The 16786-nt window shown below is 68.7% G+C and carries 12 protein-coding genes and 1 other RNA gene; 1 reads left to right on the forward strand and 12 read right to left on the reverse strand.

Annotated features, from left to right (window positions below):
* Positions 1-5: 5 nt before the first annotated feature.
* From fliJ to purL, 10 genes are all read right to left on the reverse strand, one after another.
* A complete protein-coding gene (gene fliJ / locus C998_RS0103605; RefSeq protein WP_018869487.1) occupies positions 6-467 on the reverse strand; it encodes a flagellar export protein FliJ in 462 nt (153 codons plus the stop codon).
* Positions 464-1843, reverse strand: coding sequence for a FliI/YscN family ATPase (locus C998_RS0103610; protein WP_018869488.1), 1380 nt, complete (start codon positions 1841-1843; stop codon positions 464-466). Before C998_RS0103610 ends, fliJ begins: the two co-directional genes overlap by 4 nt.
* The gene (locus C998_RS0103615; protein ID WP_018869489.1) at positions 1840-2643 is read right to left on the reverse strand and encodes a FliH/SctL family protein; all 804 of its coding nucleotides are present in this window, start codon (positions 2641-2643) and stop codon (positions 1840-1842) included. Before C998_RS0103615 ends, C998_RS0103610 begins: the two co-directional genes overlap by 4 nt.
* A complete protein-coding gene (fliG, locus tag C998_RS0103620) occupies positions 2640-3653 on the reverse strand; it encodes a flagellar motor switch protein FliG (RefSeq protein WP_018869490.1) in 1014 nt (337 codons plus the stop codon). The genes C998_RS0103615 and fliG overlap by 4 nt, the downstream gene beginning before the upstream one ends.
* Positions 3643-5337, reverse strand: a complete 1695-nt coding sequence (fliF, locus tag C998_RS0103625; RefSeq protein ID WP_018869491.1) for a flagellar basal-body MS-ring/collar protein FliF — start codon at positions 5335-5337, stop codon at positions 3643-3645. The genes fliG and fliF overlap by 11 nt, the downstream gene beginning before the upstream one ends.
* Before the next feature lie 29 nt (positions 5338-5366).
* On the reverse strand, positions 5367-5696 hold the full coding sequence (fliE, locus tag C998_RS0103630; protein ID WP_018869492.1) for a flagellar hook-basal body complex protein FliE: 330 nt from the start codon (positions 5694-5696) through the stop codon (positions 5367-5369).
* A gap of 80 nt (positions 5697-5776) precedes the next feature.
* Entirely contained in the window at positions 5777-7150 is a 1374-nt protein-coding gene (locus C998_RS0103635) for a sigma-54-dependent Fis family transcriptional regulator (RefSeq protein WP_018869493.1), read from the reverse strand.
* 144 nt (positions 7151-7294) lie between these two features.
* Positions 7295-8695, reverse strand: coding sequence for a sigma-54-dependent Fis family transcriptional regulator (locus tag C998_RS0103640; protein WP_018869494.1), 1401 nt, complete (start codon positions 8693-8695; stop codon positions 7295-7297).
* 66 nt (positions 8696-8761) lie between these two features.
* Complete coding sequence (locus C998_RS0103645; protein WP_018869495.1) at positions 8762-9301, reverse strand: PilZ domain-containing protein; 540 nt, start codon at positions 9299-9301, stop codon at positions 8762-8764.
* 24 nt (positions 9302-9325) lie between these two features.
* Positions 9326-13198 carry a phosphoribosylformylglycinamidine synthase gene (gene purL / locus C998_RS0103650; protein WP_026279460.1) on the reverse strand — a complete coding sequence of 1291 codons (3873 nt, stop codon included), beginning with the start codon at positions 13196-13198 and terminating at the stop codon, positions 9326-9328.
* 131 nt (positions 13199-13329) lie between these two features.
* Here purL and ssrA point away from each other — a divergent pair.
* Positions 13330-13691: a transfer-messenger RNA gene (gene ssrA, locus C998_RS14415) on the forward strand.
* 131 nt (positions 13692-13822) lie between these two features.
* Here the strand turns inward: ssrA and C998_RS0103655 are convergent.
* Positions 13823-14311, reverse strand: a complete 489-nt coding sequence (locus C998_RS0103655; protein WP_018869497.1) for a hypothetical protein — start codon at positions 14309-14311, stop codon at positions 13823-13825.
* A gap of 66 nt (positions 14312-14377) precedes the next feature.
* On the reverse strand, positions 14378-16786 hold the full coding sequence (locus C998_RS0103660) for a hypothetical protein (RefSeq protein WP_018869498.1): 2409 nt from the start codon (positions 16784-16786) through the stop codon (positions 14378-14380).

Below are 16786 nucleotides of genomic sequence, written 5' to 3' on the forward strand. Positions count from 1 at the left end.
ACCTTTCAAGATTCCTGCCAGTTCACCGTGCGTTCGCCGGATTCCGGTTCCCGTGCGAAGGCCTGGCGGGTCGCCCACATGTCCTGCTCCACCTGCTGCCGCCGGGCCTGATGACGCTGGCCTTCAGCTCGCGTGCGTTCCAGCAGCTTTTCCAGCGACATGCAGTCGCGATGGTGTTCCAGCCATTGCTCGCGAGCCGTCTCCACCTGGCTTTCGGCCGCCTGGATGCGCAGGGCCTGCTGTTCCAGCGCCTCGCGCAGCTTCTGCCGCATGCCGGCCAGCCATTTGAGGGTGTTGGGGTCCTGAGGCATGGAGGCCGCCAGGTATTCCTGCTGGAAGGTTTCCAGCTGCTCGCGCTGGGCCTCGGCCGCGTTCAGCTGAGCGATGCGTTCGCCCAGTTCGCGAGTCGCCTCGGTCTCGCCGATCTGGCGGATACGCAACAGCCGTTCGATGCGCTGCGGATTCATGCCCCGCCCCCGGTGAGTGCGACCAGCTGATCCCGCGCGGTGGCAAAATCCACCCCCTCGGTCGTGCCCTGCGCCAGGAACTGCTCCAGCCGGTCATGCATCGCCACGGCCTGGTCGAGGTGCGGATCGGCACCCTTGCGGTAGGCCCCCACCGAGATCAGGTCACGGTTGCGCTGATAGGTGGCGGCCAGATCACGGAACCGCCGTGCCGCCTTCTCGTGCTCGGGGGTCGTCAGGGCACTCATCACGCGCGAGATCGATGCACCGACATCGATGGCCGGGTAGCGACCGGTCTCGGCGATCTCGCGCGAGAGCACCACATGCCCGTCAAGGATCGCCCGCGCGGCGTCCACGATCGGATCGTTCGGATCATCTCCCTCGGCCAGCACCGTATAGAATCCGGTGATCGAGCCCCCGCCCACGTCGCCATTGCCGGCACGCTCCACCAGCTGCGGCAGGCGCGCGAACACCGAGGCCGCATAACCCTTGGAAGCCGGCGGCTCGCCGATGGCCATCGCGATCTCGCGCGCGCCCTGGGCGAAGCGGGTCAGCGAGTCCATCAGCAGCAGCACGTTCAGCCCCTGATCGCGGAACTGTTCCGCCACCGTGGTCGCCACCCAGGCCCCGTGCTGGCGCAGCAGCGGCGACTGATCCGCCGGCACCGCCACCACCACCGTACGCCGGCGGGATTCCTCGTCGAGGATCTCGTGGATGAAATCGTTGACCTCGCGCCCGCGTTCACCGATCAGCCCGACCACGATCACGTCGGCGCTGGTGTGGCGGGTCATCATCCCCAGCAGCACGCTCTTGCCCACGCCGGAACCGGCGAACAGGCCCAGCCGCTGGCCGCGCCCGACCGACAGCAGGGCGTTGATCGCGCGTACGCCGGTGTCCAGAGGCTCGCGCACCGGGGCGCGCGACAGCGGGTTGATCGGCTGTCCGTTGAGCGTGGCACGATCATGCGTGCGGATCGGCCCGAGGCCGTCCAGAGGCTCGCCACGGGCGTCGATCACCCGCCCCAGCAGGCCATTGCCCACCGGGATCGAACGCTGGGTGTCCACCGGCTCGATGCGGGCCCCGGGCACCAGCCCGGCGGCCGCCTCCTCCGGCATCAGGAACGTCCGGTCGTTCTGGAATCCGACGACCTCGGCGGGCACGGTTTCGCCGCGTTCGCCATGGATCAGGGCGCGGCCGCCCAGCGGCAGACGCAGGCCCTCGGCCTCGAGGGTCAGACCGGTCACGCGCGACAGGATCCCCTGCGACTGCGGGGCCGCCACCCGTTCGACCCGCCCGCGCGACTGCTCCAGCCGTTCGCGCAGCCCCGCGGTGAGCCCTTCGCGCTGGCGTGTATGGGCATCGCGAATACTGGCGGTCATGCCGGATCCTCCTCATCACGGGCCGACGCATCGTCGCCGGGTTCCTCTTCGGTGTGGGACGCGGACCCGGCGCCGGGACCTTCCTCTCGCTTCTCCGTACCCGGCCCGTCATGCGCCGGCGTCGCGACCGCCTCGCGCGGCTCCGGATCCGTGTCCGGCACGCTCGCGTGGCCGTCCCAGATGGCCTCCACGGCCTGCCGCAGGCGGCGCTCCAGACTGGCATCCACTTCGGACGCACCCGCCTCGACCCGACAGCCACCCCGCGCCAGTTCCGGGTCCGGGATCCAGGTGATCTCGCCCGCCTGCGCGGACCCCCATTGCTCCACCAGGGCCTGATCCTCGGGATGCAGGTGCACCCGCACGCTGCGGTTGCGCCCCGGCAACTGCCGCATCGCCTCGTCCAGCACCTCGCGGATGATCTCCGGTCGGGTCTGCAGCTCCACCCGGATCACCTGGCGCGCCAGCGCGGTCACCAGCGACAGCAGTTCCGGTTCCAGGGCATCAGCAGCTTCGGCGAGCGGATCACTGAGGCCCTGACCCACCGACTCCAGGGCCGCCACGGCCTCGCGCAGCTTCTTTTCCTCGCGCGCCCGCGCCGCCTTTTCGGCCTCCTGTTTGCCCAGTTCATGGCCCTCGGCGTAGCCCCGCTCGAAACCGTTCTGGCGCGCCTCTTCCTCGATCGCCTCGATCTCGGCGGCGGTGGGCAGGCGCCGCTGTTCCGGCTCGTTGCCGTTCTCGTCGAACTCCGGCGGCTCCCACAGGGAGGCCGCGCTGGCGGACCCGGCGTCGTGCACGCTCACAGCATCTGCTCCCCGCCCTTGCCGCCAAGCACGATCTCACCGTTCTCCGCCAGGCGGCGAGCGACCTGCAGGATCTCCTTCTGCGCCCCCTCGACCTCGGACACGCGCACCGGCCCCTTGGCTTCCAGGTCCTCGCGCAGCATTTCGGCGGCGCGTTTGGACATGTTGCTGAAGATCTTGTCTTTCAGGTCGTCGTCGGCACCCTTCATCGCCAGCACCAGGGACTCGGTGGACACCTCCCGCAGCAGGGTCTGGATCCCGCGGTCGTCGACGTCGATCAGATTGTCGAAGACGAACATCAGCTCTTCGATACGCCCGGCCAGGTCCTGGTCCATCTCGCTGACCGTATCCATGATCTCCGCCTCGCGCGACCCGTCCATCAGGTTCATGATGTCCGCGGCCGTCTTCACCCCGCCGACCATCGAGGTCTTGGCGGTGTTGTTGCCGGAAAGCTGACGGTCGAGGATGTCATCCAGCTCCTGCAGCGCGGAGGGCTGCACCCCGTCCAGGGTCGCGATGCGCATCACCACGTCGGACTGCACCCGCTTGGGCAGGTAGCTCAGGGTCTCGGCGGCCTGGTCGGCATCCAGATGCGACATCACGATCGCCACGATCTGCGGGTGCTCGTTGCGCAGCATGTCGGCGATCGCGCGCGGGTCCAGCCACTTCAGCGCATCGATGCCCTTGGAATTGCGCCCCAGCAGGATGCGATCGATCAGGCCTTCGGCCTTGTCCTCGCCCAGCGCGTTCTGCAGCACGCTGCGCACGTAATCGTCGGCACCGATACCCAGGGCGGTCTGCTCGCGCACATGTCCGGAGAAGTCCTCCAGCACCGCGTTCACGTCGGAACGCGAGATGCGCTCCATGTTGGCCATGGCCGCCCCGATCTTCTGGACCTCCTTCGGTCCCATGTGGCGCATGACCTCGGCGGCGGAATCCTCGCCGAGGCTCATCATGAACACGGCCGCGCGTTCCGCGCCATCCAGTTTGGACTTCTTGCTATCGGCCATCTTCGTTCAACCAGGTCTTCATTACCTGCGCTACACGCTTGGGATCTTCCTTCACCATGCCCCGCACGGCTTCGAGGTCCATTTCCTGCTGATCCTCTTCCGGCCCGGTCAGCGAAGCCACCGCAGAGCCCTCACCGCTGGGACCTCCACCACCGGCCGCGGATTCCCCGCTCTGGTCGGTCAGAGCCAGATTCTCGTCCGATTCCGCCTGCGGCTGCTGTGCCGGGCGCGCGGTTGCACCGCTCATCAGATGTTTCAGGGCCGGACGGATCACGGTCAGCAGGATGATCAGGGCCAGCAGCAGCGCCCCGATGAGCCTGGCCAGCTCCATGAACCAGGCCTGGGTCCAGAACGGGCGTTCTGCCTCGACGATTTCTTCCTCCACCGGCGCCTCAAACGGGGCACTGACCACGTTGATCGAATCCCCGCGCTGCTCGCTGAAGCCCACCGCCTGGCGGACCAGATTCTCCAGGCGCTCGATCTCCTCGGCGTCGCGTGCGACGCGCTGGACCTCGCCATCCTCGCCCACCTCTTCGCGGAAATCGACCACCACGGCGGTCGACAGCCGTTCGACGCCGCCGGGCATTTCGCGGATGTGAGCGATGCGGCGGTCGACTTCGTAATTGCGCGTCGCCGAGCCCGAACGCTCACCGGTTGCCCCGTTCTCCGCGTTCTCGGCGCCTTCGCCTTCTTCTTCGCCCACGGCACCCCCGGCAGGCGGCTGATTGGTCAGCGCGCCCGGCACGCCCATCGGCCCTTCGCCCGCGTCCCCGCGGACATCCTCGGAGATCTGCTCCGAGCGCAGCGCGATGGTGTCGGGATCGTAGAGTTCTTCGGTGCGTTCGATTTCGGAAAAATCGATGTCCGCCGATACCTGAACCCGCACGCGGTCGCCGCCAACGAGCGGCGACAGCAGGTCCCGGATCGCCTCGGCATAACGGCGCTCCACCTGACCCTGGAACGACAGACGGTCGCCACTGCTGCGCATGCCGCCCTCTTCCATCCCGTCCTCGGTCAGCAACCGGCCCTGCTGGTCGACCACGGTCACGTTTTCGGGCGACAGGTCCGAGGTACTGGAGGCCACCATGTGGACGATGGCCCGAACCTGCGATTCGCTCAGGGTGCGGCCCCCGTGCAGGTGCACGGTGACCGAGGCGGTCGCCGGCGTGCGTTCACGCACGAAGACCGAATCCTGTCCTTCGGCGATGTGCACGCGGGCACGCTCGACCGCGTCCAGCGAAGAGACGGTGCGGCCCAGCTCGCCTTCCATCGCCCGGCGATGGCGCGCGCTTTCCATCATCCGGCTGGTGCCGATCCCGGTGTCCTCCTGCAGGAGCTCGAAGCCGACATCCCCGGAGCGCGGCAGCCCTTCACCGGCCAGATGCAGGCGGGCTTCACCCACATCGCCGCGCGGCACCTTGATCTGACCGGTATTCGCATCAATGCGATAGCGGATGCCGGCCCCGTCCAGTGCGGTCACCACCTCTGCGGCCTCGTCCTGGTCGAGCGACGAATACAGCGGGACGAAGGTGGGGCTCATCGCCCAGAATACGATCCCCGCGATCACGGCCAGCGCGCCGGCCAGCATGCCGATCAGGGCCAGCTGTCGGCCGGCCGGCATGGTGCCGAAATCCTTGATGCCACCGCTGACGACGGCGGGCAGACTTTGCTGTGCTGCGGCCATGATCACGTCTCTCCGGAGGGATTACAGGCCTACACCTGCATCCGCATGATTTCCTGATAGGCATCCAGCAGGCGGTTGCGCACCTGATTGGTGGCCTCGAATGCCAGGCTGGATTTGTTCATCGCCACCATCACCTGCGGCAGGGACACGTTTTCATCACCCAGTTCAAAACGGGTCTGCAGATCGGTCGCCTCCTGCTGCACCTCGTTCACGTTGCGCAGCGAGTCACGCAGGACGTTCTGGAAGTCGGCGCCGCCGGCCTGACCGGTTCCGCCTCCGGACGCAGGAGCCTCGACGCTCCCGCTTTCCGAGAGCTGCCGCATCTGCTGCAACACGTTCTGGATCTGCATTTCACTCATGCGTTACCTCCGGCTTCCACACGGGACGACGGTGCCTCGCCCCCGCTCAACCCAATCCCAAGCAAATGCCGGGCCAGTTCTCAGACCACTCCGGTGCGGGGGACATGGATGCCCGATTCGCGCAGTCGGGCGAGCTTGTAGCGCAGGGTGCGCGGGCTGATTCCCAGCCGTTCCGCGGCCTCCTTGCGTCGCCCTCCCGCTTCTCGCAACACGTTGAGGATCACCCGGCTTTCCTGGGTCTGCAGGGTCTGTTCCAGCAGAGGGGCCGACGGGATGTCGTCATCCGAAGCCGCCGGAACGGAAGGAGCGCCAGCCGCACTGACACCTTCGCCATGCTCCAGCATGTCGGCATCCAGCCAGATGGACTCGGCGGTGACCCGCCCGTCGCTGCGCTCGCCGGCCAGGGTGGCCGCCCGTTCCATCACGTTGGCCAGCTCGCGGGCATTCCCGGGCCAGTCATGCCCCATCAACCGCGATTCGGCCTCCGGTGCCAGTTCCACCAGCCGGCCCTGGCTTGCGCGGGTCAGCAGCGCCCGCGCCAGCGACGGAATGTCCTCCGGCCGCTCGCGCAGCGGCGGGATCCGCACCGGGAACACGCTCAGGCGGTAATACAGGTCCTCGCGGAGCACCCCCTCCGCCACCGCCTTGCGCAAATCACGATTGGAGGTTGCGATCACCCGCACGTCGACCGGACGGGTGCGCCGCCCGCCCAGCGGTTCCACTTCCCGTTCCTGCAGCACACGCAGCAGCTTGGGCTGCAGATGCACGGGGATTTCCGTCACCTCATCCAGCAGCAGCGTGCCCCCGTCCGCCTGTACGAACTTGCCGGGCCGCGCCTCGATCGCGCCGGTAAAGGCCCCCTTCGCGTGCCCGAACAGCAGGGCCTCCAGCATGGCCTCGGGCAGAGCGGCGCAGTTGATCGCCTCGAACGGCCCCTGAGCCCGGGCCGAGCGCGCATGGATCTGCCGCGCCAGCACCTCCTTGCCGACCCCCGACTCGCCAGTAATAAAGACCGTCGCAGCGGTTTGCGCGATCCGTTCGGCAAAGGCATCCAGCGAACGCATGCGCTCGCTGTGCGCCACCATTTCCGGGATCCGGGCCCGGGTGCCGGGGCCGGGGAGCTGATCGCGCAGCCACTGCGCCAGCGGCGCGGCCATGTCCGGGAGGCCGAAATGGGCATCCACCCCGGCGCGCATGGCGGCGATCTCGTTTTCATGGGTCGCATCCGGACTGATCACCGCGACCGGCAACCGTGCCGGGATCCGTTCACGCAGCGCGGCGGTCGCGGGATGCGCGATCAGGACGACCTCGGGGCGCTGCGCTTCCAGGGAACGTTCGAGCTCCCCTTCGTTGCAGTCCTGGAGGCGAACCCGCGGGATGGTGGCCAGCACCTGCACCACGCGTTCACGCAGGGCGGCGTCGGCATTGACCAGAAGAAGGGTCGCTCGAGGCATCGGTGCAGTCCTGTCGATGGGATTCGGACTGCCTCAAGCAGTTAGTGTGCCACTATGAATAAACCCCGGTTATTCAGGGACCTGCAAACAAGGTTGCCGGTTTTCGTCGGGATCTCGACAGCGGCAAGGCCTTGCCACGGAGGCTCAGCCGTCAGAATCCCGTCCCAGCCCGAACTTGCGCATGCGCTCAACCAGCGTCGTCCGCCGCATGCCGAGCCGCCGCGCGGCCCGCGCCACCACATGACCGGTATCGGCCAGCGCCGCTTCGATCATCGAGCGTTCCAGGTCGTTGAGATAATCGCGCAGATCGACGCCTTCCGGTGGCAGGCCATCCGGTCCCGGCATGTTCGGGCCGGTGGCCGATGCCGACGACCCGGCCGATGCCCCGCCCGGTTCGGCCGCCGCACCGCTGCGATCCTCCACCCCTTCCGGACGCACGCGCGGCGGCAGCTGCCCCAGGTCCACCGGCAGATCGGGGTACATGATGGACAGCTGTTCCAGCAGATTGCCCAGTTCGCGGATGTTGCCGGTCCAGTCCAGACGTTCCAGGTGAGCCACCACCGCCGGCGTCAGGTGCGCGGGGCTGCCCCCCTGTTCGCGCAGCCGCTCCTCCAGCGCCGTGATCAGCTGCGGAATGTCACTGGCGCGTTCGCGCAACGGCGGCAGTTCAATAGGGAAGACGTTGAGGCGGAAGAACAGGTCCTGACGGAAATTCCCCTCCGCCACGGCCTCGTCGAGATTGCGATGGGTCGCGGCGATGATGCGCGCGTGCGTGGTGATGGACTTGTTCGACCCGACCCGTTCGAAAACGCGTTCCTGCAACACCCGCAGCAGCTTGACCTGCATGGGCAGGGGCATATCGCCGATTTCGTCCAGGAACAGCGTGCCGTCCTGCGCCAGTTCGAAACGTCCGGTGCGCGCGGTGAAGGCCCCGGTGAACGCACCCTTCTCGTGACCGAAAAGCTCGCTTTCCAGCAAATCCGGGGGAATCGCGCCGCAGTTGACCGCGACGAACGGCTTGTCGGCGCGATCCGAGGCATCATGGATCGCCCGGGCGACCACCTCCTTGCCGGAACCGGTCTCGCCCAGGATCAGCGCGGTGGCATCGGTTCGCGCAACCTGCGCCACCAGCCGCTTGACCCCGACCATGGTCGGATGGTGACCGACCAGCCCGGGTACGTCGTCATGCACGCGCTGACCGCCGAACCGCAACCACTGCAGGATCTGGGTCACCCGGGAAACCGACACCGGGTGTTCCACCACCCAGTCCACGGCCTGGTGCTCAACCTTGCCGCCGTCGGTCGGCTGGGCCACCACTGGCAGGCTGTCGGGTGCGGCATCCGCCTGGGCCGCGACCGTGGATGCCGGGCCGCACAACCAGATGGCGGCAGGCTCGCGAGGGCCGTCGGTGAGTCCGTTCGCGTCGATGCGCGCCTCGGCCTCGCACCCCATGGAGGCCAGAACGGCCCGCGTGTCGCGGGCGGCATCCGGCTCGCCGCCCAGGGCGATGTGAAGGCCGGTGTCGTCTTCCTCGGGTGTCGCCATGCCGTGAGGGCTCCGGTCGGGGTATGAGTGGCCTCATACGTGAAGCCGATCACAGTATTATAGCGATCACCCGCCCCCGTCAACTTTCTGTCGTTTCTCCGCGACGTCGCGTCGATGCAGACGGAAAATCCACCGCCCCAGGGCGTCGTGCATGCGGTCATCATGCGGGGTCCAGCGGATCAACTGGGCCTCGTTACGACGTGTCGGGGGTTCGACACCCAGCACCAGGGGCTGGGGCAGAAAGTCGCTCAAATACAACGCCAGACGATCGGCATCTTCGGGCAGCGTGCCCTCCGGCAGCACGATCCCGCCACGGCTGATGACGACCGGCCGGACCGACGGGCGTTCGGGCTCCAGCGATTCGGCCAGCAGATGCACCAGCAGGTCCAGCTTGCGTTCCAGCCGCTGCAGTTCCTGGGCGGTCTCGTCCGCCACCCCGTGGGCGGCGTGGTTGCGTCCACCGCCGGCCTCGAACAGTTCGATACCGTCCACCAGACGCTCGGCCAGTTCGCCGTGGGTGAGCGGACGGCTGGTCGGGCCCACCGCCAGCGATGTGTTCACTGTCAGGGTCTCCCCCAGCCAGTCGCTCCAGTCCTGTTCGCTCATTATTTCCCCCTGTGCGGCCGTCGGTCAGCCAACGAATGCCCGGGCGTTGCGGAACAGACGCATCCACGGACCGTCCTCGCCCCACTCCGCGGGGTGCCAGCTGTGCTGCACGGTGCGGAACACCCGTTCGGGATGCGGCATCATGATGGTCGCGCGGCCATCCTCGCTGGTAAAGGCGGTCGCCCCGCGCGGCGAACCGTTGGGGTTGGCCGGGTAGGCCTCGGCCGGGGAGTCGTCGGCCTCCACGTAGCGCAGCGCCGCCTGATCGTACACCGGGGCCTCGCCGGGATATTCCACGCGCCCTTCTCCGTGCGACACCACCACCGGCAGCACCGAGCCCCCCATCCCGTCCAGCAGCACCGACGGCCCCGGCTCCACCCGTACCAGCGACAGGCGCGCCTCGAACTGTTCCGAACGATTGCGCACGAAGCGGGGCCAGTGCCCGGCCCCCGGGATCAGCGGCGCCAGCCGCGACAGCATCTGGCAGCCATTGCACACGCCGAGACTGAAGGTATCGTTGCGCTCGAAAAAGGACGCAAACTGCGTGCGCAGCCCTTCGTGATTGAGAATCGTGCGGGCCCAGCCCCCGCCGGCGCCCAGCACGTCACCGTAGGAAAACCCGCCGCAGGCCGCCAGGCCCTGCATGTCGGCCAGATCCCGCCGGCCCTCGAGCAGGTCCGTCATGTGCACGTCCACCGGCTGGAAACCGGCGCGCTCGAAGGCCGCCGCCATCTCCAGCTGACCGTTGACCCCCTGCTCGCGCAGGATTGCCACGCGTGGCCGTGCCCCGCTGGCGATGAACGGCGCCGCGATATCTTCCGACGGATCGAAATGCAGGCGTTCGGTAAGCCCGTCATCGGCGTCGATGCGTGCGTATTCCTCATCGGCGCATTCGGGATTGTCGCGCAACCGCTGCATGTGTCGGGTGGTCGCCTGCCACTGGCGCTGGAGCCCTGCGCGCGTCGACTCCAGCAGGTTCTGCCCGGCCTGCGCGACCGTGACCGTCTCGTCTCTGCGCAGACGGGCCACCTCGTGCAGATGCGCGCCGAGACCGGCCTGTTGCATCGCCTCGCGCAGGGCCTCCTCCGCTCCGGCCCGCACCTGCAGGACCGCCCCCAGTTCCTCGTTGAACAGCCAGGCAGCCGGGTCCATCCCCGCCGGCACGTCGATGTCCAGGCCGAGACGGCCAGCGAAACCCATCTCCAGCAGGGTCGTGATCAGGCCTCCGTCCGAGCGGTCGTGGTAGGCGCACAGCAGCCCCTCGCGGCGCAGGTGGCCGACCGCGTCCACGAATGCGCGCAACGCCGCCGGATCTTCAACATCCGGGGGCACTTCACCGATGCCGCCCGCCGTCTGCGCCAGGGCCGAGCCGCCCACACGCATCTGGCCGGCTGCCAGATCGACGAACCACAGGCTGCCCCCCTCGCGGGCATCCGGCTCCGGGGTCAGGGTCCGGCGCGCGTCCGTCACCGGCGCGAAACCCGATACCACCAGGGTTACCGGCGCATGCATGTGGCGCTCGTGACCGTCAGCGTCCTGCCAGACCGTACGCATCGACAGCGAGTCCTTGCCGACCGGGATGCTGATGCCGAGCTGCGGGCACAGATCTTCGGCAACCGCCCGAACGGTATCGAACAGTGCGGCCTCCTCGCCCGACACCCCCGCAGCGGCCATCCAGTTCGCCGACAGGCGGATCGTCCGGGTGCCTTCGATGTCCGCGGCGGCCAGGTTGGTCACCACCTCGCCGATCGCCATGCGTCCGGAGGCCGGTCCCGAGAGGATCGCCACCGGCGAACGTTCACCCATGGCCATGGCCTCGCCGGTATACCCGTCGAAGTCCGTCAGCGTCACGGCGCAGTCGGCCACCGGCACCTGCCAGGGGCCGACCATGGGATCCCGCGCCACCAGGCCGCCCACCGAACGGTCACCGATGCTGATCAGGAAGTGCTTGGCGGCCACCGCCGGCAGATTGAGGACTCGCTCCAGCGCCTCGACCAGATCCGTACCGGCCGTCTCCAGCGTCGTGACCGGCGCGGCCCGGCGCGCGTCCTCGCGCGTCATCTTCGGCGTGGCGCCCAGCAGCATGCCCATCGGCATGTCGACTGCCGGCTCGTTGAACAGTCGGTCATCCACCCGCAGGTGGCCGTCATCGGTCGCCTGCCCGACGACCGCGAACGGCGCGCGCTCGCGCTCGCAGATCGCGCGGAAGGTCTCGAGGGCCGCGGCGTCCACCGCCAGCACGTAGCGCTCCTGCGCCTCGTTGCACCACAGTTCCATCGGCGACAGGCCCGGCTCGGCGGTGGGCACTTCGCGCAGTTCCATGTGCCCGCCGCGCCCGGCATCATCCAGGATCTCCGGAATCGCGTTGGACAGTCCGCCGGCCCCGACGTCGTGGATGGAACGGATGGGATTGTCCTCGCCCAGCGCGGTGCAGCGATCGATCACCTCCTGGCAGCGCCGCTGGATCTCGGGGTTGCCACGCTGCACCGAGGCATAATCCAGTGCCTCGCTGCTCGAGCCGCTGGCCATCGACGACGCGGCCCCACCGCCCAGTCCGATCAGCATGGCGGGACCGCCCAGCACCACGATCGGCGTCTGTGCGGGCACCTCGCCCTTGTGCACGTGCTCGGCGCGCATCGATCCCACGCCGCCGGCCAGCATCACGGGCTTGTGGTAACCGTACAGGACCTCTCCACCGTCCGGTTGCGGCAACGCGGACTCCAGCGTGCGGAAATACCCGCACAGCGCCGGTCGTCCGAATTCGTTGTTGAAGGCCGCGGCACCGATCGGCCCCTCCAGCATGATGTTCAGCGCGCTCTCGATCCGATCGGGCCGTCCGAAATCCCGCTCCCAGGGCTGCGGATGCGCCGGAATGCGCAGGTTGGACACGGTGAAACCGGTCAGCCCGGCCTTGGGCTTCGATCCACGCCCGGTGGCGCCCTCGTCCCGGATCTCGCCACCGGAGCCGGTGGCCGCCCCCGGCCACGGCGAGATCGCGGTCGGATGGTTGTGGGTTTCCACCTTCATCAGCACCGGAAGATCCAGGTCCTCGCGACGGTACTCGCCATCGGGCCCGGGCATCAGCCGCACCCCCCGGTGGCCTTCGATCACCGAGGCATTGTCGCTGTAGGCGGACAGCACCCCGTCCGGATGGAGCCGATGGGTCTCGCGGATCATCCCGAACAGCGTACGGTCCTGCTCCTCGCCATCCACCACCCAGCGGGCGTTGAAGATCTTGTGCCGGCAGTGTTCGGAGTTCGCCTGTGCGAACATCATCAGCTCGGCATCGGTCGGGGCCCGCCCCAGCGCTCGATAGCCTTCGGCCAGGTAATCGATCTCCTCTTCCGACAGCGCCAGCCCCAGCTCCCCGTTGGCGCGCGCCAGCGCGCTCCGGGCATCCGGCTCCAGGCTCACCCGTTGCAGCGAACGCGGCGTCTCCGCGCGGAACAGGGCGCCCGCGTCCGCGGGATCCTCGATGACCGCCTCGGTCATGCGGTCGAACAGCGGCGCAGCCATGTCCACCAGTTCCAGCCCCTGCGGCAGCTCACCACCCACGTACCAGTGGGTACCCCGTTCGATCCGCTCGACGGCGGATTCCAGTCCCGCATGACGGGCAATCTCGGTGGCCTTGGATGACCAGGCGCTGATCGTGCCCGGGCGCGGGATCACCACGGGTTCGCGCACCGCCTCGAATGCAGGAGCGGACCAGGCCTCGCCTTCGTCCAGCAGCGCAGCCAGACGCTTCTCCTCGTCCGCATGGAGCCGGCGGTGCAGCTGGACGAAATACAGATGACGCGCCGCCAGACGAACCGGCACCCCGGTGCGCTCCTCCAGCGCCGTTTCCAGCGTCCGCAGTCGAAAGGAGGAAACCGCCGTGCCGCCTTCAAAAACCCGCATCATCTTCACCCGGTGTGCCGTGGTTGGACCTGTTTCGAGCCGCGCATTGTACCGGAGCACCGCCACCTCCGGGAGAATGTCGGAGGTGCACGGGAACTCCGACTGCGGTACCCTGTCCCAGTAGTTGCAAAGGGGGCGACCTGGATTCGACGCGGGTCGCGAAACCTGAGGTGCATGCCGAGGATGTAGTGAGCCTCGTAAAAATCACTGCAAAAAAATAGTTGCCAACGACGACAACTACGCACTCGCCGCTTAAAACCCGGTAGGGTGCCGTCCGACTGGAGCCGTGCTTGTGCGTCCAGTATCGGGCGTCGACTCTCACAAGCTCGCGGTGAAGCGTGCCCGGCGCGGATCCGTTAAAACTCAACCGGGATCGCCAGACGTCTTCCCTGCCTGTCGGGTAGCGGCTGGTTAAACGCAAAGACAGGATAAGCATGTAGAGCCGAGGGCGGAGGGCCTGCGGACGCGGGTTCGATTCCCGCCGCCTCCACCAGATGAAGCAGCAAAATCAGCAGGTTACGGAAACGTGACCTGCTTTTTTTGTGCCTGCATGCACTGTGTTGTCCTCAGAATGACAGCATTTCGCCAACATGGAATGACAACATGATTCCGTCCGGAACGGGCTCAGCGGTCGAGGACGTTGATGGCCACGAGCTCGGTGCCGTCCGGCGATGTTTGGCAACGGGAGTTGTGTTCGCTGGGGACGCCGAAGGCGTTCTGCGCGGTGAACGGGATGTTCAGGAGGATGTTGCCGTTATCCATGCGCGTGTCGCCGATGTTGAGGCGCGAGACCTCGAGGGTGGCGGGGTAGCGCACCAGGTCCGGGAGGGCATCGAGGCAGGTGGTCCGAGCCTCGCGGAGTGCGTCCTGGTCATTGCTGTCCGTGCCCGGGCGCGGGGTGCCGAATGCGAATACCACGCCCAGGCCGACCACGATCAAGGCGGCGGCGTAACCGAAGCGTGTGGCGCCGCTCGGCTGCTGCGGCTTGTCTGGCGTGCTGGGTGACGGGCGCCGGACTTTCGCGTAGTACGCGCCGCAGTGCGGGCACTGCCCGTCCTGGTCTTCGTCGCTGCGGTCGTCCAGTTTTCCGCATGCGGGGCAGATCGTCCCCATAGCAGTCTCCTTTGCTGTTTTCGAAGAGTCTGCCGCGCCCGGGCGACCGGTGCAATGTTGCTCCGTCTACACCGTAATGCTGTCCTGCGGGAGGTCGGGGGCTTCGTCTTCGATGCGGCCGGCGCGGACGTAGACGGGGGTGCCGGTGGGCGTGTCGCCGCGGACGCGCTGTTCGCCACCGCCGACAAGCTCGACGGTGACGGTGCCGTCGCCGTGGTTGGCCTGGACGGTGCCGATCTTAAGGGGGTCGTAGGGTAGCAGGCGCTGGAATCGGGCCCAGACGTTGTCGGGCACCTCGCCGAAGCCGAGGGTCTGGCGTACGCGGGTGGTGTCGCGGTCGCGGGTGGCTTCCACCTGCACGCTCTGCAGGGTGGCGCGTTCGGGCTGGCCGTCCAGCTCGATCTGGATCAGGTCGGCGATGCTGGGCAGGGGGTAGTCCCCGCCCAAGGGCATCGTCACGCGGCGCACGGCGGGCTGCCGGTGCTGGCCGGCGAGGATGCGCCCGCCCAGCAGGCGTCCGGCGTCGACGTTGGTGATCAGGTCGCTGGTCTGCGTGGGCGCGAGGCGGTCGGCGGCGGTGCCCTCGCGCGAGACCTGGATCAGGCGGCCGCCGGTGTCGCCGCCGTGCACGTAGACGGCGTTGGCCTGGGTGGCCAGGGGCTGCTGGCGCGTGAGGCGGAGGATGGCCGCGTCGGGGATGGCGAGGTCGGGCTCTGCCTGATCGTACTGCCAGGGCAGCACGGGGTAGCGCGGCCGGAAGCGCAGGGCGCGCTCTTCGCGGTCCGGGACCACCACCATGCCGACATCCGTGGCGGCCTCGTGGATGATGCTGAGCGGCGTGCCCTCCCCCCAGCTCCAAGAGCCTTCCGGGAGCAGCCAGTCCGCGAGGGTGTCATCCCATTCGACCGACCAGTCCTGATCGACCGGCAGCAAACTCGCGAACGCTTGCTGCACGGAGATGGGGGCGGTGACCTGCCCGGATACGTGCTGCAGATAGGGCTGCGTGAGGCGCGCGGAGCGACCCCGCCCCTCCACTGAGACGCCGCGCCGGCCGAACTCGCGCGACTCGGCCCACTCTTCGACGATGACACGCCAGGTGTAGCCGTTGAGCGTGACCTCCAGCTCCACCGGCTCGCCGTCCTCGCCGGGCTGCACGGCGTCGCGGGCCTCCGCGCCGACCAGCGTGCCGCTGAACGTCCAGCTGTGGCTGGAGGTGTCCAGGCTGAGCTGCAGGGCCGTGGCGTCGATCTCGGTCTGGTCGTCTACGCGGACGACGCTGATTTCGTGGATCATGCGGTACACCTTGAGGGTCGGAATCTCATTTGCCGGCGGCTCTGCGGGGCAGCCGAGCGTGAGGTGGACGGCGTCGCCGGGGGTCTCGCGCCAACGGTCGCGCAGGACCAGTTCGACGGCATCGCCCGGCGGGGGGATGTAGCAGGGCTCGGGCTCGGGTTCCGGCTCGGGTTCCGGCTCCGGGTCCGGCCGGACGAATAGGTTGATCTGCCACACAGCTCCCCAGGGCGCACGTGCCTGCGTACGCAGGGGCGGCGGTGCCCGGTGCAGGGAGTCCAGCAGGCGCGCGAGCGGGTGCGTGGCGCCCCAGCTGTGGCGGGTGTGCACGCGGCGGTTCGGGGGCTCGCCGTGCGGGGCGTGGGTTTCGCGGTGCAGCGGCGGGAGGTCCGGCCCCCACGCGGCGGCAGTGTGCCGGCGGTTCGTGGGCAGGTCTCCCCAGCCGCTGGCCGTTTCGCGTCGGTGCGGGTCGAGGTCCGGGCCCCATGGCACGCCGGTCTCGCGCGGGCGCTGCGGGAGGCGGCCCCAGGCGGATTCCTGGTGGCGGTGCTGCGGGGTGCCGGCGCTGTGGGCGGCGGCCACGTGGCGGTGGTGCCCGGGCGGGCTCTGCCAGCCCGGCGCGGTGTGCGGGCGCAGGCGCTGCGCGGGTGTGCCGCTGTATCGGATGCCGGTGACCGGGGCCGGGCCGCGGAACGGGGTCTCGTCGAGGACCGGGGGGCGGTACGGCCAGCGCAAAACAACCGGCTGCGATATGGGCGGCGGGCAGCCGGCGTGCAGGGTGACCGGGTCATCGATCGACGGCGGGGGGCGCGCCTGGCCAGGCTCCGGGTCCGCGAGCGCGCACAGGCCGCCAATCGGGCTCGGGATCTCTGCCCAGGCGGAGACCGGGGACCGGGTGTCCGCGCGCAGGGCGGGTGCGCCCAGCACCCTCGGCCATGCGGCGCGGGACTGCCGAACCTGCCGTGCGCGCAGCGCGGGCCCTGCGAGGACCCCGGGCCACGCGGCCCGGGCCTGCACCTGGGGGATCGTGTCGGCCTGCAGCGCCGGGGTGCCCAGCACCTCCGGCCACGCGGCCCGGGCCTCGATCTCGCCGGTGCCCAGAACCACCGGCTCGGAGAGCGGTGGCGGTGGGCCGGTGTCGGTGAGGACGACCGGGTCGTCTATGGCCGGCGGGGTGTGCGCCAC

This window comes from Thioalkalivibrio sp. ALgr3 (genome assembly GCF_000377325.1).
Lineage (GTDB): Bacteria > Pseudomonadota > Gammaproteobacteria > Ectothiorhodospirales > Ectothiorhodospiraceae > Thioalkalivibrio.